Origin of the sequence: Pseudomonas macauensis, assembly GCF_047902425.1 — a bacterium.
Lineage (GTDB): Bacteria > Pseudomonadota > Gammaproteobacteria > Pseudomonadales > Pseudomonadaceae > Pseudomonas.
This window is the reverse complement of record NZ_CP138377.1, coordinates 1,466,635-1,483,355: the sequence shown is the minus strand read 5'-3', so window position 1 is coordinate 1,483,355 and position 16,721 is coordinate 1,466,635. Positions and strand designations below refer to the sequence as shown.

Below are 16,721 nucleotides of genomic sequence, written 5' to 3'. Positions count from 1 at the left end.
ACTGCGCAGCACACCAATATTTCTATATAGACTCAACAATCAAACGTAACCGGCAAAAACAATACATACCCGTGTATTCTTCAAACATGAGATTGACTGCCCATGTCCGAATTGCGTCCGGCCACCCTTGATGAGATTGATCTTCAGCTCATTGCAGCCCTGAAGATAAATGCCCGTGAAACCGTGGCTGTCCTTGCCCGAAATCTAGGCATCGCCCGCACAACTGTTAACTCGCGACTATCCAAACTTGAAAGTGCCAAAATCATCACTGGATATGGAGTTCGCCTAGGGCAGCAGTTGCTGGATGGTGGTTTACAAGCTTACGTCGGGATCACCGTCCACTCGCGATCAGGAAAGGATGTCGTAAAGCGACTAAGTGCAATGTCAGAGGTAGAACAACTGTGTGCTGTTAGCGGCGAGTTCGACTATGTTGCCTGGTTACGTTCAAACTCGCCTGAGCGCCTTGATCAAATTTTAGATCAAATTGGAAGTCTAGAAGGCGTTGCAAAGACCACCACTTCCATTATCCTTAGCAGTAAAATTGATCGCGGACATCCTCTTTGATCTGCTTCTTCGGAATTGTAAATAGCTTTACAAAACCGCCCCCTTACCAATACAACTGCTTCTGACCATATTCTGCCGGCCATGCCTTGCGGACTGGTTCCATCGACACTTCTGGCTACAGCGCTCCCATCGCGAAGCGATCTCGAAAGCTCACACGGGATGAATTACCCCGGACGGCCCTCCGGGTCCCTTGAGCTCCTCGCGAACCGGCACCAATGGTGTAACCTTCGTGTCGCCAGAACACTTTGAGGACCGCCATGAAGCCCGCTACGCTTGGCCTGCAGCCACCTGTGTCCCAGTTCTGGGCCAACCCGGAAAACTTCGGCAAGTACTGGTGGTGACCATGATCGAACCGACCTGCCCCTGCGGTAGCGGCCGTCCGCTGACCGAGTGCTGCGGACGCTTCCATGCCGGCGTTGCCGCCCCCACCGCCGAAGCCCTGATGCGCTCGCGCTACAGCGCCTATGCGCTGGGCCTGGTGGATTACCTGCGCGACACCACCCTGCCGGCCCAGCAGCAGGGCCTGGACCTGGACGCCATTCGCGCCTGGAGCCTGGGCAGCACCTGGCTCGGCCTGGAGGTGGAGAGCCATGAGGTGCTCGGCGGTCAGCCCGAGCACGCGCGGGTCACCTTCGTCGCCCGCTGGCACGACAGCAACGGCGAGCATAGCCACCGCGAGTGCTCGGGCTTCGTCCAGCGCGAGGGCCGCTGGTACTTCCTCGATCCAACCGTGCCAATGAAGCTGGGGCGCAACGATCCCTGCCCCTGTGGCGCCGGCGGCAAGCTGAAGAAATGCTGTGGCCCCTGGATCGAATGATGAAGCGCAGGGCGTGCGGCCGTTCGCGGATGTGCGCCCGATGCCCGGCCCCGACTAAGGTGTGAAGGCTCCCTACTTGGGGCCGGCAGGCGTCTCGGCTAGAATCCGCGCCTTTTTCGGGGCGGCGGCCGTTCGCCGCACCGGTTTCCCCTGCCGGACCTTGCCATGCTGCTGACCGTTCTCTACATCATCGCTATCACCGCCGAAGCCATGACCGGCGCGCTTTCCGCCGGCCGCCGCAGCATGGACCTGTTCGGCGTGGTGCTGGTGGCCTGCGTCACCGCCCTGGGCGGCGGCTCGGTGCGCGACATGCTGCTGGGCCACTACCCGCTGACCTGGGTGCGTCATCCGGAGTACCTGGCACTCACCGCAGCCGCAGCGCTGGTCACCGTATTCATCGCCCCGCTGATGCGCCACCTGCGCTCACTGTTCCTCGCGCTGGACGCCGTGGGCCTGGTGGCCTTCACCCTGATCGGCTGCCAGGTCAGCCTGGAGATGGGCCACAGCCTGCTGATCGCCGCGGTCAGCGGCGTGATCACCGGGGTCTTCGGCGGCATCCTGCGGGACATCTTCTGCAACGACGTGCCGCTGATCTTCCGCCGCGAGCTGTACGCCAGCGTCTCCTTCGCCAGTGCCTGGTGCTACCTGATCTGCCTGCAGATCGACCTGCCCAAGGAGCAGGCCATGCTGATCACCCTGTTCGCCGGCTTCCTGTTCCGCATGCTGGCGATCCGCTTCCGCTGGGAAATGCCCAAGTTCGTCTACAAGGACGATCCGCAGCAGGGCGACTGATCAGTCCGCCAGCTTGAGATGGCTGGTGTCCGGTGCGGGACCTGCCGGCTCCGCCTTGGCCTGGCCCATGTCGCTGCCGACCGGCGCCAGGCTGAACTGGCTGAGGTCCACGCTCGGCGCCGGGACTTCGGGCTTGTCGTCCTGCAGGTCGGCGCCCACCGGCGCGAGACCGAAGTCCAGCGCCTCGACATCGGCGAACGCCGCCATGTACCCGTCACGCGGCGCAACCTGCAGGCGCCCCGGCGCTGCAGGCTGCTGAGGGTCGGCAGCCGGCGGCGGCGCCAGCTCGATCTCCTCGATCGGCGCGTCCATGTCCACCACCTCGACGATGGCGCCGGCGCGCTCGATCACGCTGCGGTACTTCTCCGCCGCCTCCGCATCCAGGTTGTTCTTGATCACCATGCGCCGGCCGGAGAACAGCAGCTCGATGCGCTGCGCATCGGCCTGGAACAGCCGGGCCAGGTTGGCCTTCACGCCGTCGAGCTGGGCACCCGGTACGGTCCGCCCGGAAAAGGCGATCTCATAGCGGCTCATCTTCACTCTCCTGTGTTAACCCGCCGGTTACATTTGGCCAGTATGGTGCAGCTTTTTTTAACCTAACAACAACTTGCAGCCGAGCAGGTGCTTGGTACACTGGGGCATCCTGGGGGATAGACATGAATTATCAGGCGCAAATGATAAGAATTCTCAGCCTGTTCTGGCTGGTCAGCCTCGTTTCCGGCTGCGGCTGGATGGCTGGCGACTTCCAGCAGCCCGACGTGAAGCTGCAGAAGGTCGACGTGGTGAAAGCCCGCCTGCTGGAGCAGGAATTCATCCTGCATTTCCGCATCGACAACCCGAATGATTTCAGCCTTCCGGTTCGCGGCCTGGCCTACAAGGTCAAGCTGAACGATATCGACCTGGCCGAAGGCGAGTCGAATAACTGGTTCACAGTGCCGGCCAACGGCCACGAGACCTTCGAAGTCCCGGTGACCACCAACCTCTGGCGGCACATGAAGTACATCGTCAAGCTGCTGGAAGATCCCGACAAGCCGATCCGCTACCGCCTCGACGGCGAGGTGAAGACTGGCCTGCTGTTCGGACAGAGCGTGCACATTGCCCGTAATGGCGAGATAATTCCCGGCGATTTCATCCCCGAGTGAGCTTCACCATGAGCCAGGAACCCCACGTACACGGTCCGAACTGCAACCACGACCACGATCATGGCCACCACCATGATCACGGTCACGTGCACGGCCCGCACTGCAACCACAGCCACGAGCCGGTGCGCAACCCGCTCAAGGACGTGGGCCGCAACGATCCATGCCCCTGCGGCAGCGGCAACAAGTTCAAGAAGTGCCACGGCGCCTGAAGCGCGCTTTGACGCTCCCGTAGAAGGCCCGCCCAGCGCGGGCCTTCTGCTGTCCGCTCCAACTTTTCCTCTGTCCGCCTCAACTAAATGTCGGCCGCCGCAAATCCCGCCGTGCGTGGCTTGCGCGCCCATCGCCAGCTCACTAACGTAGCGCCTTTCCCGCGACCCTTTTGTGCAGGAGCACGCCCTTCATGGCCCCGCGAGCCTTCCGCCGGCTTCCCAGCTTCGGCCTTGCCGCCACCCTCGGCGCCGCCGTCAGCCTCGCCGGCTGCCAGAGCTGGCTGAACGACCACTACGCCGACAGCGTGACGCCGACCAGCGGCGTGCAGCCGATCAAGGGCCTGGCGGACAACGTATCGATCCGCCGCAACAGCTTAGGGATGCCGCTGATCGAGAGCAGCAACTTCCACGACGCGCTGTTCACCCTGGGCTATGTGCACGCCAGCGACCGCATCAGCCAGATGGTCGGCCTGCGTCTGATGGCCCAGGGGCGCCTGTCGGAAATGGTCGGCCCCGGCGCGCTGGAAACCGACCGTTTCATGCGCACGGTGAACCTGAAGAAAGCCGCCGATGCCCTTTATGCCGGCTCCTCGCCGCGCATCAAGCGCTTCTTCGAGACCTACGCGCGCGGCGTCAACGCCTACCTGTTCCGCTACCGCGACAAGCTGCCGATGGACCTGGCCGAGTCCGGCTACCGTCCTGAGTACTGGAAGCCGGAAGACTCCGCGCTGGTCTTCAGCCTGCTGAACTTCGGCCTGGCGGTGAACCTGCAGGAAGAAATCGCCTCCCTGGTACTGGCGCAGAAGGTCGGTGCCGACAAACTGCCCTGGCTGACGCCGATCTATCCCGACGAGCCGCTGCCCTTCGAAGAGGCCGAGAAGCTCAAGGGCCTGCGCCTGGAAGGGAAAATCGCCGGCCTCGACGCCCTGGACCGCGCCGCCGGCCAGGTCGCCGCACTACAGATGATGGGCGTTGCCGCCTCCAACAACTGGGCCATCGCCCCGCAGCGCAGCCGCAGCGGCAAGAGCCTCCTGGCCAACGACACCCACCTGCCGTTGTCCATGCCCTCGGTGTGGAACTACGTGCAGATCCGCTCGCCAAAATTCAGCGCCGCCGGTGTTTCCATCGCCGGCGTACCGGGCGTGGTGGCTGGCTTCAACGGCAAGCTGGCCTGGGGCATGACCATGGTCATGGGCGACAACCAGGACCTCTTCCTGGAACAGGTGAAGCGTCAGGGCAGCAAGCTCTACTACCTCGCCGACGGCCAGTGGAAGCCGGCCATCGAGCGCAACGAGACCTTCTTCATCAAGGGCCAGAGCCCGGTCCGCGAGACCATCTACGAGACCCGCCACGGCCCGCTGCTCAACAGCGCCCTGGGCGAGCGCAAGCACGACCTGCAACCGCTGCCGCTGTCCAGCGGCTATGGCATCGCCTACCAGAGCATCCAGGGCGAGTCCGACCGCACCCTCGATGCCTTCTTCGACCTGTCCCGCGCCAAGAGCGTCGAGCAGGCATTCGACGCCACCCGCGACGTCCGCGCGATGGCGCTGAACATCCTGTTCGCCGACGAGAAGCACATTGGCTGGCAGGTCACCGGGCGCTTCCCCAACCGCAAGGAAGGTCGCGGCCTGCTGCCCTCCCCCGGCTGGGACGGCCGCTACGACTGGGACGGCTACGCCGATCCGATCCTGCATCCGTCCGACCAGGACCCGATGCAAGGCTGGCTGGGCACCGCCAACCACCGCAGCGTGCAGCCCGGTTACGGCGCCCAGCTGTCCAGCTCCTGGTACTACCCGGAGCGCTACGAGCGCATCGCCCAGCTCGCCGGCGCCAGCAAGAGCCACGACTACCGCAGCATGATCGCCATGCAGTACGACCAGACCACGCCCTTCGCCGGCAAGCTGCAGTCGATGCTGGACGCACCGGGCATGGCGCAGCCGCTGAAGAAGGCCATCGACGCGCTGCCCGATGACCAGCGAGCCCGCGCCCGCGAAGCGCTCGACCGCATCATGGCGTTCGACGGCAAGCTGGCCGCGACATCCTCGGATGCGGCCCTGTACGAAGCCTTCCTGCAGGAAAGCAGCAAGCAAATCTTCCTCGACGAACTCGGCCCGGAAGACAGCCCCTCCTGGAAGGCCTTCGTGGAGAACGCCAACCTGTCCTATTCGGCCCAGGCCGACCACCTGCTGGGCCGCGACGACAGTTCGTTCTGGGATGACACCCGCACCCCGCAGAAGGAAGACAAGCCGGCGATCCTCGCCCGCAGCCTGGCCGCCGCCACGACCTTCTGCGAACAGAAGATGGGCAGCGACCGCCGCGCCTGGCAGTGGGGCAAGCTGCACACCTACGAGTGGGTCAGCGACAGCACCAAGATGGCGCCGAACCTGAGCGCCAGCGAGCGCGCCAGCCTGGGTGCGATCAAGGGCTACCTGGACCGTGGCCCCTACCCAGCCGGCGGCGACCACACCACGCTGAACGTCGCCGCCTACCACTGGGGCCAGGACTTCGACACCTGGCTGATCCCGGCCATGCGCATCGTCGTCGACTTCGGCCAGAGCGAGCCGATGATGGGCCTCAACAGCAGCGGCCAGTCCGGCAATCCGGCCAGCCCGCACTACGCCGACGGCATCGATGCCTGGCTGAAGGGCAACTACATGAGCTTCCCCTTCCAGTCGCAGAACCTGGACAAGGTCTACGGTGTGAAGCGTCTGACACTGGTACCGGGCAAGTAATCGGCTGAAAAATTTCTCCGGGGTCGGGAACTTGTATCCCACCCAGGAATCAGAACAGTCGACTTACTCCATGATCATTTTCAGGCACCTTCGGGTGCCTTTCTTTTTTCCGCCGCGCACCATCCCGTTACCCGACGCCTCACTCCCTCGCACCAGCCAGGTGCGCAAGCCGGAGTTGCCGCTGCTATACCTTTTGCAGGACCGCGTCCGTCATCCCTCTCCCATCGCTGGCGTCCGCCGCCCCGTGCCTGGTTCGAAAATTGCTGTCCTTGCGCTGTTGCACAGGTGTTTCCGTCATTTCCACCTGCTTGACCAACCTCTAAGGATTCCATTCGATGAAAAAAGCCTGGTTGACTCTCTCCGCCCTGGTCCTGATGGCCAGCGCCGGCGCCCTGCAAGCCAAGGAGTGGAAGGAAATCCGCTTCGCCACCGACCCTTCCTACGCCCCCTTCGAGTCCAAGGCCCCGGACGGCAGCCTGGTCGGCTTCGACATCGACCTGGGCAATGCCATCTGCGCGCACCTGAAGGTCAAGTGCGTGTGGATGCCCAACGACTTCGACGGCATGATCCCCGGCCTGAAAGCGCGCAAGTTCGACGGCGTGATCTCCTCGATGACCGTCACCGAAGCGCGCAAGAAGGAAATCGACTTCAGCGACAAACTCTTCACCGGCCCCTCGGCGATGATCAGTAAAAAAGGGGCAGGCCTGGAACCCACCGCCGACTCGCTCAAGGGCAAGACCGTGGGCGTGGAACAAGGCACCATCCAGGAGACCTTCGCCAAGACCAGGCTGGAACCGGCCGGCGTCAACGTGAAGAGCTACCAGAACCAGGATCAGGTCTACTCCGACCTGGTGTCCGGCCGCCTGGACGCCTCGCTGCAGGACCTCCTGCAGGCCGAGCAGGGCTTCCTCACCACCGACCAGGGCAAGGGCTTCGAGATCAGCAAGCCGGTGCACGACCCGCTGATGCCGGCGGACATCGCCATCGGCATCCGCAAGGGTAACGACGAGCTGCGCGCGATGCTGAACAAGGGCATCAAGGCCATTCACGACGACGGCACCTACGACAAGCTGCAGAAGAAATACTTCGGCGACCTCGACATCTACAACGACTGATCCGCCCCGAACGGGCTCGCCCCCACCGGCCGGGGCGGGTCCGTTACGGCAACGGCCGCATCACGGGAGCGCTGCGCGCATGCTCCAGGCATTCCTCGAAAGCATCAGCCTCAAGGGCTACGGGGCGATCCTGTTGGATGGCACCTGGATGACCGTCAAGCTATCGATCTGCTCACTGCTGCTGTCGGTCCTGCTCGGCCTGATCGGCGCCAGCGCCAAGCTCTCCGGCTCCAGACTGCTGCGCTTCCCGGCGATCCTGTACACCACACTCATTCGCGGCGTCCCCGACCTGGTACTGATGCTGCTGATCTTCTACAGCCTGCAGACCTGGCTGGCCGATCTCACCGACTACATGGAATGGGAATACATCGAGATCGATCCCTTCAGCGCCGGCGTGATCACCCTGGGCTTCATCTACGGCGCCTACTTCACCGAAACCTTCCGCGGCGCCATCCTCGCGGTGCCGCGCGGCCAGCTGGAAGCGGCCAGCGCCTTCGGCCTGAGCCGGGCCCAGCGCTTCCGCTTCGTGCTCTTCCCGCAACTGATGCGCTTCGCCCTGCCGGGCCTGGGCAACAACTGGATGGTGCTGATCAAGTCCACCGCGCTGGTCTCCATCATCGGCCTCTCCGACGTGGTCCGCGCCGCGCAGGACGCCGGCAAGAGCAGCTACCGGCTGTTCTTCTTCCTGATGGTGGCGGCGGTGATCTACCTGGTCTTCACCACCCTGTCCAATTTCGTGCTCAACGCCCTTGAGCGCCGTTATGCCATCGGCGTGCGCGAGGCCCTGCGATGATCGAATTGCTGCAGCAGTACGGCAAAGCCTTCCTCTGGACCGATGGCTACCACATCACCGGCCTGGCCATGACGCTCTGGCTGCTGGTGGTGTCCATCGCCTTCGGTTTCACCTTCGCCATTCCCCTGTCCATCGCCCGCGTTTCGCGCAACCCGCTGGTGCGCTGGCCGGTGCAGTTCTACACCTACGTGTTCCGCGGCACGCCGCTGTATATCCAGCTGCTGGTCTGCTACACGGGCATCTACAGCCTGGCGGCGGTGCGCGAGCAGCCGGTGCTCGACGCCTTCTTCCGCAACGGCCTGAACTGCACCCTGCTGGCCTTCGCCCTGAACACCTGCGCCTACACCACGGAAATCTTCGCCGGCGCCATCCGCAACATCGCCCACGGAGAAGTCGAGGCCGCCCATGCCTACGGCCTGAGCGGCTGGCGGCTGTACCGCTACGTGATCATGCCCTCGGCGCTGCGCCGCGCGCTGCCGTACTACAGCAATGAAGTGATCCTCATGCTGCACTCCACCACCGTGGCCTTCACCGCCACCGTGCCGGACCTGATGAAGATCGCCCGCGACGCCAACGCCGCGACCTTCCTGTCCTTCCAGTCCTTCGGCATCGCCGCGATGCTCTACCTGGTGACCTCCTTCACCCTGGTCGGGCTGTTCCGCCTGGCCGAACGGCGCTGGCTGGCCTTCCTCGGTCCCAGCCATGGCTGACCTCCAGCCCAACGCCACCCCCGTGTCGCACTCCTGAGGCCCGCATGACCACACTGAAGATCGACTCGCTGCACAAGCGCTACGGCGACAACGAAGTGCTCAAGGGCGTATCCCTGGAAACCAGGACCGGTGACGTGGTGAGCATGATCGGCGCCAGCGGCTCGGGCAAAAGCACCTTCCTGCGCTGCATCAACTTCCTCGAACAGCCCGACGAGGGCCGGATGATCCTCGACGGCGAGGAAGTCCGCATGCTGCCCGGCCCCGGCGGCATGCGCGTCGCCGACCAGGCGCAACTGCAGCGCATCCGCACGCGCCTGGCGATGGTGTTCCAGCACTTCAACCTGTGGAGCCATCTGACCGTACTGGAGAACGTCACCCTGGCGCCGCGCCGTGTGCTGGGCGTGGAGCGCAAGGAAGCCGAGGACCGCGCGCGCAACTACCTGAGCAAGGTCGGCCTGCCGGCGCAGGTGATCGACAAGTACCCGGCCTTCCTCTCCGGCGGCCAGCAGCAGCGCGTGGCCATCGCCCGCGCGCTGGCGATGGAGCCGGAAATCATGCTGTTCGACGAACCCACCTCGGCGCTCGACCCGGAGCTGGTCGGCGAGGTGCTCAAGGTCATCAAGGCACTGGCCGAGGAAGGCCGCACCATGATCCTGGTGACCCACGAAATGGCCTTCGCCCGTGAGGTGTCCAGCCAGGTGCTGTTCCTCCACCAGGGCCGCGTCGAGGAGCAGGGCCCGCCACAGGAGGTGCTGGGCAAGCCGAAGAGCGAGCGGCTCCGGCAGTTCCTCAGCGGCAACCTGAAATAGGCGCCTACGAGATATATCTGCGCTCGGGTTGGCCCTCACCCTAACCCTCTCCCAGAGGGAGAGGGGACCGTTCGGTGCAGGATGAAACCTAGGCGTCAGTCGGCTCGGACTGCTCCCTCTCCCTGAGGGAGAGGGCTGGGATGAGGGGGATGCATCGGCACGGACTCCCCCAGACGAAGACAGTTGCTCCTACGGGTCTCCCCCTGTTGGGCCTGGCGCATGCGCTCCCAGTCGAAGCCAATTAGCTTACGCGGAACAAATCACAGGCAACAAAAAACCGGGCCAGGGCCCGGTTTTTCATGCACTGCGGAGTTATCAGGCCTTCGGCAGAGTCACACCGGTCTGGCCCTGGTACTTGCCGCCGCGATCCTTGTACGAAACCTCGCAGGCTTCGTCCGACTGCAGGAACAGCATCTGCGCCACACCTTCATGGGCGTAGATCTTCGCCGGCAGGTTGGTGGTGTTGGAGAACTCCAGGGTCACGTGCCCTTCCCACTCGGGTTCCAGCGGGGTCACGTTGACGATGATGCCGCAGCGCGCGTAGGTGCTCTTGCCCAGGCAGATGGTCAGCACATCGCGCGGAATGCGGAAGTACTCGACGGTGCGGGCCAGGGCGAAGGAGTTCGGCGGGATGATGCAGACGTCGCTGTTGATGTCCACGAAGCTCTTCTCGTCGAAGTTCTTCGGGTCGACCACGGCCGAATGGATGTTGGTGAACACCTTGAATTCGGCGGCGCAACGCACGTCGTAGCCGTAGCTGGAGACACCGTAGGAGATCACCCGGCTGTCATCGGCACCGCGAATCTGGCGCTCGACGAACGGCTCGATCATGCCGTGCTCCAGAGCCATGCGGCGAATCCACTTGTCCGATTTGATGGTCATGGCGAGCGTCCTGTAAGGCGGATGGAAAAAGAAGCGCGAATCTTACCGACAGGCGCGCCGCCCGGCAAAGGGGCGCGCCAAGCGGCACCGTCGCGTCTTCAGTCGTCGCTGATGGAAATGTTCGGCATTGCCGGCGCGGCCTTCTCGCTCAGGGCGATGCGGGCGCCGACGCAGCGCGCCATTTCCTGGTAGATCATCGCCAGCTGGCTTTCCGGATCAGCGATCACGGTGGGCTTGCCGCCGTCGGCCTGCATGCGGATAGCCATGGACAGCGGCAACGAGGCCAGCAGCTCGACGCCGTACTGGGCCGCCAGCTTCTCGCCGCCGCCCTCGCCGAACAGGTGCTCGGCATGGCCGCAGTTGGAGCAGATGTGCACGGCCATGTTCTCCACCACGCCCAGCACCGGGATGTTGACCTTGCGGAACATCTCCACGCCCTTCTTGGCGTCGAGCAGGGCCAGGTCCTGCGGGGTGGTGACGATCACCGAGCCGGCCACCGGGACCTTCTGCGCCAAGGTCAGCTGGATGTCGCCGGTGCCCGGCGGCATATCGATGACCAGGTAATCCAGGTCGTTCCAGGCGGTCTGGGTGATCAGCTGGATCAGCGCGCCGGAGACCATCGGGCCGCGCCAGACCACCGGAGTGTTGTCGTCGGTGAGGAAGGCCATGGACATGACCTCGACGCCGTGGGCTTCCAGCGGGATGAACCACTTCTGGTCGCGAATCTTCGGCCGGGTGCCTTCGGGGATGCCGAACATGATGCCCTGGCTGGGACCGTAGATGTCCGCATCGAGGATGCCGACCTTGGCGCCTTCGCGGGCCAGCGCCAGCGCGAGGTTGGCGGCGGTTGTGGACTTGCCCACGCCGCCCTTGCCGGAGGCCACGGCGATGATGTTCTTCACGTTGCTCATGCCCGGCACCTGGGCCTGGGCCTTGTGCGCGGCGATATGGGTTTCCACCTTGACCTGGGCCGAATCGACGCCGTCCAGCGCTTCCAGGGCCATCTGCACGGTCTGCGCCAGGCCGTTCCTGAACAGGCCGGCGGCGTAGCCCAGCTCCAGGGTCAGCGAGACGCGCCCGCCCTGGATGTCCAGCTCGCGCAGGTAGCCGGCGTCCATCAGGTTCTGGCCGGTGTGGGGATCGGTGATCTGGCGGAGAAGGTTTTCTACCGTGGCTCGGTTGGCGGCGCCCATGGGTACTCCCGATGAAAGACTGAGCAGAATGGGCGGGTATCTTACGCCTCTCGTCGCGGCCTTGCTCGGGGTCATCGGTCGCAGGAGCGGCCCGGGCTTACTCCCAAGCGGCCTACGGATGAAAATTTCGCCCCGCCCCTATATAGTTGCCGATTCCCTCGTTTTAACCGGAACGGCCGATCATCATGTCCGAAGCCCGCAAGATCCTCGTCACCAGCGCCCTGCCCTACGCCAATGGTTCGATCCACCTGGGTCACATGCTGGAGTACATCCAGACCGACATCTGGGTGCGTTTCCAGAAGATGCGTGGCAACCAGGCGGTGTACGTGTGCGCGGACGACGCCCACGGCTCGGCCATCATGCTGCGCGCCGAGCGCGAAGGCATTACCTCCGAGCAGTTGATCGACGCCGTGCGCGCCGAGCACATGGCCGACTTCGCCGACTTCCAGGTGAACTTCGACAACTACTACTCGACCCACTCGGACGAGAACCGCGAGCTGTCGTCGGCCATCTACGTGAAGCTGCGCGAAGCCGGCCACATCGCCACTCGTCCGGTAACCCAGTACTTCGACCCGGAAAAGCAGATGTTCCTGGCCGACCGCTTCATCAAGGGCACCTGCCCCAAGTGCGGCACCGCCGACCAGTACGGCGACAACTGCGAAGCCTGTGGCGCAACCTACTCGCCCACCGAGCTGAAAGACCCGAAGTCCGCCATCTCCGGCGCCACCCCGGTGCTCAAGGAGTCGCTGCACTACTTCTTCAAGCTCCCCGACTTCGACGCCATGCTCAAGCAGTGGACCCGCAGCGGCGCCCTGCAGGAGTCGGTGGCCAACAAGATCGCCGAATGGCTGGATTCCGGCCTGCAGGAGTGGGACATCAGCCGTGACGCGCCGTACTTCGGCTTCGAGATCCCCGATGCGCCGGGCAAGTACTTCTACGTCTGGCTGGACGCGCCGATCGGCTACATGGCCAGCTTCAAGAACCTCTGCGCGCGCCGTCCGGAACTGGACTTCGATTCCTACTGGAAGAAGGACTCCGATGCCGAGCTGTACCACTTCATCGGCAAGGACATCGTCAACTTCCACGCGCTGTTCTGGCCGGCCATGCTCGAAGGCGCCGGCTACCGCAAGCCGACCGCACTGAACGTGCACGGCTACCTGACCGTCAACGGCCAGAAGATGTCCAAGTCGCGCGGCACCTTCGTCAAGGCGCGCACCTACCTGGACCACCTGGACCCGGAATACCTGCGCTACTACTACGCCTCCAAGCTGGGCCGTGGCGTGGACGACCTCGACCTGAACCTCGAGGACTTCGTGCAGAAGGTCAACTCCGACCTGGTCGGCAAGGTGGTCAACATCGCCAGCCGTTGCGCCGGCTTCATCCACAAGGGCAACAACGGCCTGCTGGTGGACGCAAGCCCTGCGCCGGAGCTGGTCGAGTCCTTCCGCAGCGCCGCGCCGAGCATCGCCGCCGCCTATGAAGCCCGTGACTTCGGCCGCGCCATGCGCGAGATCATGGCCCTGGCCGACCAGGCCAACGCCTGGATCGCCGACAAGGCGCCCTGGTCGCTGAACAAGCAGGAAGGCAAGCAGGATGAAGTCCAGGCCATCTGCGCCCTGGGTGTGAACCTGTTCCGCCAGCTGGTGATCTTCCTCAAGCCCGTGCTGCCGAAGCTGGCCGAAGCCGCCGAAGCCTTCCTCAACGTCGCCCCGCTGAAGTGGGCCGACCACGAGCAACTGCTGGCCAACCACCAACTGAACCCGTTCAACCCGCTGATGACCCGTATCGAACCCGCGAAAATCGAAGCCATGATCGAAGCCTCCAAGGAAGACCTCGCCGCCGCCAACAAGCCCGCCGGTAATGGCGAACTGGTGAAAGACCCGCTGGCCGCGGAAATCAACTTCGACGCCTTCGCCGCCGTCGACCTGCGCATCGCGCTGATCGAGAAGTGCGAGTTCGTCGAAGGCGCCGACAAGCTGCTGCGCCTGTCCCTGGACATCGGCGACGAGAAGCGCAACGTGTTCTCCGGCATCAAGAGCGCCTACCCGGACCCGAGCAAGCTCGAAGGCCGCCTGACCCTGTACGTGGCCAACCTCGCCCCGCGCAAGATGAAGTTCGGCATCTCCGAAGGCATGGTCCTGGCTGCCGGCCCCGGCGGTGAAGAGATCTACCTGCTCAGCCCCGACAGCGGCGCCAAGCCGGGTCAGCGCGTCAAGTAAGACCCTAGCCTCCACGAAAACGCCGGCGGATTGCCGGCGTTTTCGTGTGCGACAGGCATCACTTCTGCCTGCGGTGGATAATCGCTAGACTCGCCCCCTCAAGGACTCAACGCACGCGCAAGGACCTGCCGACGCTGCCGCCCCGCAGCGCCCTGGGCGCCCGACCATGAAGAAATCCAATCTCGTCTTCACTACCCTGCTCACCGGCGGGGTGCTCTACAGCGTGCTGCACCATAACCCGGTGTACCGCGACCTCTACGCCAACCGCGAAGACTGCCTGAAGGACTGGGGCACCACGCCCAACGCCTGCGAACCCGAGCCCTCCAGCAGCGGCGGCTCCGGCGGCTACAGCGGCAGCTCTGGCCGCTATCGCGGACCGAGCTACGAGGAAGGCTCGCGCCCGAAGACCGCGCAGACCTACCAGGTGCAGTCGCGCCAGTTGGTCACCCGCGGTGGCTTCGGCCACTCCGGTGCCCGCTTCTCCGGGGGTGGCTGATGCGCCGCCTGGCCATGACGCCGCGCGCCGACTGGCGCGAGCGCTGCGAGGCGGTCGGCTTCACCTTCCACAGCATCGACGGCCGTTACTGGGACGAGTCGGTGGCCTACGAGTTCAGCCTCGAACAGATCGAGACGCTGGAAGCCGCCAGCGAAGACCTGCACCTGCGCTACCTGGAATGCGTGGAATGGGTCATCCGCACCGGCCACTTCGAGCCCTTCCGCCTGCCGCCGGGCGCCCGTGAGGAAATCATCCGCTCCTGGCAGCGTCAGGACCCGAGCCTCTACGGCCGCTTCGATTTCGCCTGGAACGGCGAGGGCCCGCCGAAGATGCTGGAGTACAACGCCGACACCCCCACCGGCCTGCTGGAGGCCAGCGTGGTGCAGTGGCAATGGCTGAACGACGTGAACCCGGCCGCTGACCAGTTCAACTCGCTGCACGAGAAGCTGATCGAACGCTGGAAGGCCATCGCGCCGGACGGCCTGCTGCACTTCACCGCCATCGACGGCCACGAGGAAGACACCGGCAACGTCCTCTACCTGCTCGACACCGCGCACCAGGCCGGCTTGCCGACGCGCTACCTGCCGCTGGAGTTCATCGGCCACCACGCCGCGCGCGGCACCTTCATCGACCAGTACGAGCAGGACATCCGCCACTGCTTCAAGCTCTACCCTTGGGAATGGCTGCTGCAGGACAGCTTCGCCGAGCACCTGGAACGCAGCGGCATCCGCTTCCTGGAGCCGGCGTGGAAGCTGCTGATGTCGAGCAAGGCCATGCTGCCGATCCTCTGGAAGCTCAACCCCAGGCACCCCAACCTACTACCGGCCAGCTACCGCCAGGACATCCCCGGCGCCTACGTGCGCAAGCCGCTGTATTCGCGCGAGGGCGAGAACATCCGCATCGTCGCCGACGACCTGCAACTGGAAAGCGACGGCCCCCACGCCGACGCGCCCTGCATCTACCAGGGCTACGCACCGCTGGCCAACCACGACGGCAACTACGCTGTGCTCGGCTGCTGGGTGATCGACGGCCAGGCCGCGGGCCTGGGCATCCGTGAGGACTCCAGCCCCATCACCCGCGACAGCAGCCGCTTCGTTCCCCACTATTTCGTCTGAGAATCCGCCATGAACCTGCTGCAGACCCTGCCCAACTTCCTCGCCTACTTCGCCTCGGCCATCGGCTTGTTCGGCCTGTTCACCAGCCTCTATCTGCGCCTGACGCCCTACGCGGAAATCCAGCTGATCCGCCAGGGCAACATCAGCGCCGCGGCGGCCCTGGTCGGCACCCTGCTGGGCTTCGCCCTGCCGCTCTCCAGCGCCATCGCCCACAGCGTCAGCCTGATCGACATGCTGGTCTGGGGCGTGATCGCCATGCTGGTGCAGGTGCTGGTGTTCCTCGGTCTGTCGCGCCTGGTGCCGGAACTCAAGGACGGCATCGCCAGCAACACCCTCGCCCACGGCGTGCTGCTCGGCGGCGCTTCGCTCAGCGTGGGATTGCTCAACGCGGCCTGCATGACCTACTGAGCGACCTCGCAGTCCACATCCCCGCCGCCCATGTGCTCGAAGCCCTCCAGGTAGAGACAGGAGCTGTCCGCCGCGCAGTCCTGCAGCGAGGCGTTGGTCAGGTTCGGCAGCGAGGTGGCGTCCTCCAGGTTCACCTCCGGGAAGATGTCCGCCACCTCCTCCGCCGTCATAAGCTTGTCGAAGGTGACCGTCACCGATTGCAGGCGACCGTATTCCCAGTCCAGCTGTACCTCCGAGATGCGCGGATTCAACTGTCTCACCGCCGCGGCCGGCAACTGCGGGCCGGCATAGCTGAGGTCCGTGCCATTGCAGGCATCGCCCCAGTTGCTCATCTGCTTGCTGGCGGCGCAACTGAACTGCGGATCGGCCTGCCCGGTGCGCTGTTCCAGCAGGCAGGCGAAATCGGCCACGCCCATGCGCGGCCAGGTGACCAGGTCGGCGGTAGTGAACGGCGCTGCAGCGGCCAAGCCGCCGGAAAACAGCAGACAGAGGACGATGAAACTCCTGGGCAGGCTTCTGGGCATGGCAACTTCCATGAAGGGAACTGATTGATTCCACGGGCAAAGATACTCCTCCGGCCGGCCCCGGCCCCGCAACCGATTTCCGGGAGTTACAATTGTCCACCTCGCTTCTTGTACATAACCTATGCGCCCTCGCTGCCATCAACCTGCTTACCGCCGGTATCCGAGCATGAATCGCCTCCCTTCGCGCCCAGCCACGCGGGC

At 64.4% G+C, this 16,721-nt stretch carries 18 protein-coding genes; 14 read left to right on the top strand and 4 right to left on the bottom strand.

What is annotated here, in order from left to right:
• The first annotated feature begins 102 nt into the window (after positions 1-102).
• The 3 genes from SD196_RS07010 to SD196_RS07000 all read left to right on the top strand — a co-directional run bounded on the left by SD196_RS07010 (position 103) and on the right by SD196_RS07000 (position 2,173).
• Positions 103-564, top strand: coding sequence for an Lrp/AsnC family transcriptional regulator (locus tag SD196_RS07010; RefSeq protein WP_331316386.1), 462 nt, complete (start codon positions 103-105; stop codon positions 562-564).
• A 343-nt stretch (positions 565-907) separates the two neighbouring features.
• Positions 908-1,381, top strand: coding sequence for a YchJ family protein (locus SD196_RS07005; protein WP_275610638.1), 474 nt, complete (start codon positions 908-910; stop codon positions 1,379-1,381).
• A 165-nt stretch (positions 1,382-1,546) separates the two neighbouring features.
• Positions 1,547-2,173 carry a trimeric intracellular cation channel family protein gene (locus SD196_RS07000; protein WP_152221280.1) on the top strand — a complete coding sequence of 209 codons (627 nt, stop codon included), beginning with the start codon at positions 1,547-1,549 and terminating at the stop codon, positions 2,171-2,173.
• Here the strand turns inward: SD196_RS07000 and SD196_RS06995 are convergent, their stop codons facing one another.
• Complete coding sequence (locus SD196_RS06995) at positions 2,174-2,707, bottom strand: hypothetical protein (protein WP_275610637.1); 534 nt, start codon at positions 2,705-2,707, stop codon at positions 2,174-2,176.
• A gap of 122 nt (positions 2,708-2,829) precedes the next feature.
• Here SD196_RS06995 and SD196_RS06990 point away from each other — a divergent pair, with 122 nt between their 5' ends.
• The 7 genes from SD196_RS06990 to SD196_RS06960 all read left to right on the top strand — a co-directional run bounded on the left by SD196_RS06990 (position 2,830) and on the right by SD196_RS06960 (position 9,683).
• Complete coding sequence (locus tag SD196_RS06990) at positions 2,830-3,315, top strand: LEA type 2 family protein (RefSeq protein WP_275610636.1); 486 nt, start codon at positions 2,830-2,832, stop codon at positions 3,313-3,315.
• 8 nt (positions 3,316-3,323) lie between these two features.
• Positions 3,324-3,524, top strand: coding sequence for an SEC-C metal-binding domain-containing protein (locus SD196_RS06985; RefSeq protein WP_331316394.1), 201 nt, complete (start codon positions 3,324-3,326; stop codon positions 3,522-3,524).
• A 191-nt stretch (positions 3,525-3,715) separates the two neighbouring features.
• Positions 3,716-6,256 carry a penicillin acylase family protein gene (locus SD196_RS06980; RefSeq protein ID WP_416311217.1) on the top strand — a complete coding sequence of 847 codons (2,541 nt, stop codon included), beginning with the start codon at positions 3,716-3,718 and terminating at the stop codon, positions 6,254-6,256.
• A 335-nt stretch (positions 6,257-6,591) separates the two neighbouring features.
• Positions 6,592-7,371 (top strand): ABC transporter substrate-binding protein, encoded by a 780-nt coding sequence (locus tag SD196_RS06975; protein ID WP_275610635.1) that lies wholly within the window; start codon positions 6,592-6,594, stop codon positions 7,369-7,371.
• Between the two features lie 79 nt (positions 7,372-7,450).
• Positions 7,451-8,164: an ABC transporter permease gene (locus SD196_RS06970; RefSeq protein WP_275610634.1), complete on the top strand. Its 714-nt coding sequence runs from the start codon at positions 7,451-7,453 to the stop codon at positions 8,162-8,164.
• Positions 8,161-8,874 (top strand): ABC transporter permease, encoded by a 714-nt coding sequence (locus tag SD196_RS06965; protein ID WP_275610633.1) that lies wholly within the window; start codon positions 8,161-8,163, stop codon positions 8,872-8,874. Before SD196_RS06970 ends, SD196_RS06965 begins: the two co-directional genes overlap by 4 nt.
• A gap of 44 nt (positions 8,875-8,918) precedes the next feature.
• The gene (locus SD196_RS06960; protein ID WP_275610632.1) at positions 8,919-9,683 is read left to right on the top strand and encodes an ABC transporter ATP-binding protein; all 765 of its coding nucleotides are present in this window, start codon (positions 8,919-8,921) and stop codon (positions 9,681-9,683) included.
• A gap of 315 nt (positions 9,684-9,998) precedes the next feature.
• On the opposite strand, the gene dcd is transcribed toward SD196_RS06960, so the two are convergent.
• Positions 9,999-10,565, bottom strand: coding sequence for a dCTP deaminase (dcd, locus tag SD196_RS06955; RefSeq protein WP_153917269.1), 567 nt, complete (start codon positions 10,563-10,565; stop codon positions 9,999-10,001).
• Between the two features lie 98 nt (positions 10,566-10,663).
• The gene (apbC, locus tag SD196_RS06950; RefSeq protein WP_275610631.1) at positions 10,664-11,758 is read right to left on the bottom strand and encodes an iron-sulfur cluster carrier protein ApbC; all 1,095 of its coding nucleotides are present in this window, start codon (positions 11,756-11,758) and stop codon (positions 10,664-10,666) included.
• A gap of 185 nt (positions 11,759-11,943) precedes the next feature.
• Between apbC and metG the strand changes: the two genes are divergently transcribed.
• From metG to SD196_RS06930, 4 genes are all read left to right on the top strand, one after another.
• Positions 11,944-13,977 (top strand): methionine--tRNA ligase, encoded by a 2,034-nt coding sequence (gene metG, locus SD196_RS06945; RefSeq protein WP_343574268.1) that lies wholly within the window; start codon positions 11,944-11,946, stop codon positions 13,975-13,977.
• 166 nt (positions 13,978-14,143) lie between these two features.
• On the top strand, positions 14,144-14,473 hold the full coding sequence (locus SD196_RS06940) for a hypothetical protein (protein WP_275610629.1): 330 nt from the start codon (positions 14,144-14,146) through the stop codon (positions 14,471-14,473).
• Positions 14,473-15,588 carry a glutathionylspermidine synthase family protein gene (locus SD196_RS06935; RefSeq protein ID WP_370600934.1) on the top strand — a complete coding sequence of 372 codons (1,116 nt, stop codon included), beginning with the start codon at positions 14,473-14,475 and terminating at the stop codon, positions 15,586-15,588. The genes SD196_RS06940 and SD196_RS06935 overlap by 1 nt, the downstream gene beginning before the upstream one ends.
• Positions 15,589-15,597: 9 nt before the next feature.
• Positions 15,598-15,996 (top strand): DUF350 domain-containing protein, encoded by a 399-nt coding sequence (locus SD196_RS06930; protein ID WP_331316412.1) that lies wholly within the window; start codon positions 15,598-15,600, stop codon positions 15,994-15,996.
• Here SD196_RS06930 and SD196_RS06925 read toward each other — a convergent pair.
• Entirely contained in the window at positions 15,990-16,520 is a 531-nt protein-coding gene (locus tag SD196_RS06925; protein WP_331316414.1) for a hypothetical protein, read from the bottom strand. The two genes, SD196_RS06930 and SD196_RS06925, sit on opposite strands and share 7 nt — an antisense overlap.
• Positions 16,521-16,721: the final 201 nt, after the last annotated feature.

Excerpts from the sequence above, each read along its gene's own strand:
- metG (WP_343574268.1), top strand. The coding sequence starts at position 11,944 with ATGTCCGAAGCCCGCAAGATCCTCGTCACCAGCGCCCTGCCCTACGCC.
- SD196_RS06930 (WP_331316412.1), top strand. The coding sequence starts at position 15,598 with ATGAACCTGCTGCAGACCCTGCCCAACTTCCTCGCCTACTTCGCCTCG.
- SD196_RS06965 (WP_275610633.1), top strand. The coding sequence starts at position 8,161 with ATGATCGAATTGCTGCAGCAGTACGGCAAAGCCTTCCTCTGGACCGAT.
- SD196_RS06985 (WP_331316394.1), top strand. The coding sequence starts at position 3,324 with ATGAGCCAGGAACCCCACGTACACGGTCCGAACTGCAACCACGACCAC.
- SD196_RS06960 (WP_275610632.1), top strand. The coding sequence starts at position 8,919 with ATGACCACACTGAAGATCGACTCGCTGCACAAGCGCTACGGCGACAAC.
- SD196_RS06925 (WP_331316414.1), bottom strand. The coding sequence starts at position 16,520 with ATGCCCAGAAGCCTGCCCAGGAGTTTCATCGTCCTCTGTCTGCTGTTT.
- SD196_RS06970 (WP_275610634.1), top strand. The coding sequence starts at position 7,451 with ATGCTCCAGGCATTCCTCGAAAGCATCAGCCTCAAGGGCTACGGGGCG.
- SD196_RS06935 (WP_370600934.1), top strand. The coding sequence starts at position 14,473 with ATGCGCCGCCTGGCCATGACGCCGCGCGCCGACTGGCGCGAGCGCTGC.
- SD196_RS06980 (WP_416311217.1), top strand. The coding sequence starts at position 3,716 with ATGGCCCCGCGAGCCTTCCGCCGGCTTCCCAGCTTCGGCCTTGCCGCC.
- dcd (WP_153917269.1), bottom strand. The coding sequence starts at position 10,565 with ATGACCATCAAATCGGACAAGTGGATTCGCCGCATGGCTCTGGAGCAC.
- apbC (WP_275610631.1), bottom strand. The coding sequence starts at position 11,758 with ATGGGCGCCGCCAACCGAGCCACGGTAGAAAACCTTCTCCGCCAGATC.
- SD196_RS06940 (WP_275610629.1), top strand. The coding sequence starts at position 14,144 with ATGAAGAAATCCAATCTCGTCTTCACTACCCTGCTCACCGGCGGGGTG.
- SD196_RS07010 (WP_331316386.1), top strand. The coding sequence starts at position 103 with ATGTCCGAATTGCGTCCGGCCACCCTTGATGAGATTGATCTTCAGCTC.
- SD196_RS07000 (WP_152221280.1), top strand. The coding sequence starts at position 1,547 with ATGCTGCTGACCGTTCTCTACATCATCGCTATCACCGCCGAAGCCATG.
- SD196_RS06990 (WP_275610636.1), top strand. The coding sequence starts at position 2,830 with ATGAATTATCAGGCGCAAATGATAAGAATTCTCAGCCTGTTCTGGCTG.
- SD196_RS06995 (WP_275610637.1), bottom strand. The coding sequence starts at position 2,707 with ATGAGCCGCTATGAGATCGCCTTTTCCGGGCGGACCGTACCGGGTGCC.
- SD196_RS07005 (WP_275610638.1), top strand. The coding sequence starts at position 908 with ATGATCGAACCGACCTGCCCCTGCGGTAGCGGCCGTCCGCTGACCGAG.
- SD196_RS06975 (WP_275610635.1), top strand. The coding sequence starts at position 6,592 with ATGAAAAAAGCCTGGTTGACTCTCTCCGCCCTGGTCCTGATGGCCAGC.